The following is a 1,324-nucleotide window of genomic DNA, read 5'->3' as shown; positions in this document are numbered from 1 at the left end:
ACGGCATTTCTGGACCGCTGGCAATTCATTGCGAGTGGTCGAACGGCGCCTTGGTTCACTTTCATGACTGGTCGTGAACCGCTACTTGGATCGTCATATCGCGAATTAAAGCCCGGTTTGCCAAGCCATTCCCAATTTGTTACACTTGGGACATCAATTAAATCGCATCAAAAGCGTCGCTAGGGTTCCGCACAGTTACTGTGGTCTGGTCCAAGAGCGACCGCGTGCTCGCACGTACACGGAAGGACAAAAGCCTGGGAGTTAACGACATATGCCGCTAACTCCCAGGCTTTTCTATTGATGCGGCCAAAGGAGGAAATATGATGACTTTATTACGAAATCCGTGGCTAAAGGTGGCCGCTGCAGTGGTTTTTGAACCCATGTGGGTGTTGGGGATGAAACACGCCGACAATATTTGGATGACTGGGTTAACCATTTTCGCCCTGATTGCCTCTTTCTTCATGCTACTTAAGGCAAGTGATGAATTACCTGTCGGCACAGTCTACGCCATTTTTGTTGGTCTTGGTACCGTCGCGACCATCATTGCCAACTGGGCGTTCTATGGTGAATCACTCGGTGTCGTGCAATTGGGCTTAATTGCGGCCCTACTCTTCGGGGTTATTGGTTTGAAATTAATGGAGGACGCATAATGGCTTGGTTATTTATTATTTTAGCTGGACTTGGCGAAACCAGTGGTGTCGTCATGATGAATGAATGGCACCGTCGCCGGCACTGGTCGGCCATCGTTGGGCTACTCATTAGCTTCGGGTTTAGTCTATCACTACTCTCACTGGGGATTCGTGATATTCCATTGGGTACGGCCTATGCTGTCTGGACTGGCATTGGTACAGTCGGTGGTACCCTGGTTGGTATGCTTTTTTACGGCGAATCACGCGATTGGAAACGTATTCTTCTATTTATCGCCATCATCTTAGCCGCCGCTGTCGGTTTGAAATTTACGGAATAATAAAATCCCGCGGTCACAACAATGACCAGCGGGATTTTTCATTAGACATTCAAAACTTTATTCAAGAAGTCGCGTGTGCGCTCATCTTGAGGGTTATTAAAGACTTCCTCAGGCGTGCCTTCTTCACGAATATAACCATCAGCGAAGAAAACAACCCGATCAGCAACTTGCTTGGCAAAGCCCATTTCGTGGGTCACGACAATCATCGTCATCCCCTCTTCCGCAAGTTCTTTCATAACAGCCAATACATCCCCAACCATTTCGGGATCAAGGGCTGACGTTGGCTCATCAAACAGCATAATCTTTGGATTCATGGCCAACGCACGTGCAATCGCTACACGTTGCTTTTGTCCCCCC

The 1,324-nt window shown here is 48.3% G+C and carries 3 protein-coding genes, 1 pseudogene and 1 riboswitch; of the genes and pseudogenes, 3 read left to right on the top strand and 1 reads right to left on the bottom strand.

What is annotated here, in order from left to right; genetic code table 11:
• The 3 genes and pseudogenes from WEIDD23_RS14045 to WEIDD23_RS08515 all read left to right on the top strand — a co-directional run.
• Window positions 1-183, top strand: a pseudogene (locus WEIDD23_RS14045) (hypothetical protein); the annotation flags it as partial.
• Window positions 169-263: riboswitch (guanidine-I (ykkC/yxkD leader) on the top strand. It overlaps the preceding pseudogene by 15 nt.
• 57 nt (window positions 264-320) lie before the next feature.
• Window positions 321-650, top strand: a complete 330-nt coding sequence (locus WEIDD23_RS08520) for a DMT family transporter (RefSeq protein WP_224228719.1) — start codon at window positions 321-323, stop codon at window positions 648-650.
• On the top strand, window positions 650-967 hold the full coding sequence (locus tag WEIDD23_RS08515) for a DMT family transporter (RefSeq protein ID WP_062358911.1): 318 nt from the start codon (window positions 650-652) through the stop codon (window positions 965-967). Before WEIDD23_RS08520 ends, WEIDD23_RS08515 begins: the two co-directional genes overlap by 1 nt.
• Window positions 968-1,008: 41 nt before the next feature.
• Here WEIDD23_RS08515 and WEIDD23_RS14760 read toward each other — a convergent pair.
• Window positions 1,009-1,324 (bottom strand): amino acid ABC transporter ATP-binding protein (locus WEIDD23_RS14760; RefSeq protein ID WP_242865479.1); only part of this gene is annotated, 316 nt, incomplete at its 5' end.

Source organism: Weissella sp. DD23 (genome assembly GCF_001579105.1).
GTDB lineage: Bacteria > Bacillota > Bacilli > Lactobacillales > Lactobacillaceae > Weissella > Weissella cibaria.
This window is presented reverse-complemented; position numbering and strand designations above follow the sequence as displayed.

Coding starts and splice junctions, on each gene's coding strand:
- WEIDD23_RS08520 (WP_224228719.1), top strand. CDS start 321: ATGATGACTTTATTACGAAATCCGTGGCTAAAGGTGGCCGCTGCAGTG.
- WEIDD23_RS08515 (WP_062358911.1), top strand. CDS start 650: ATGGCTTGGTTATTTATTATTTTAGCTGGACTTGGCGAAACCAGTGGT.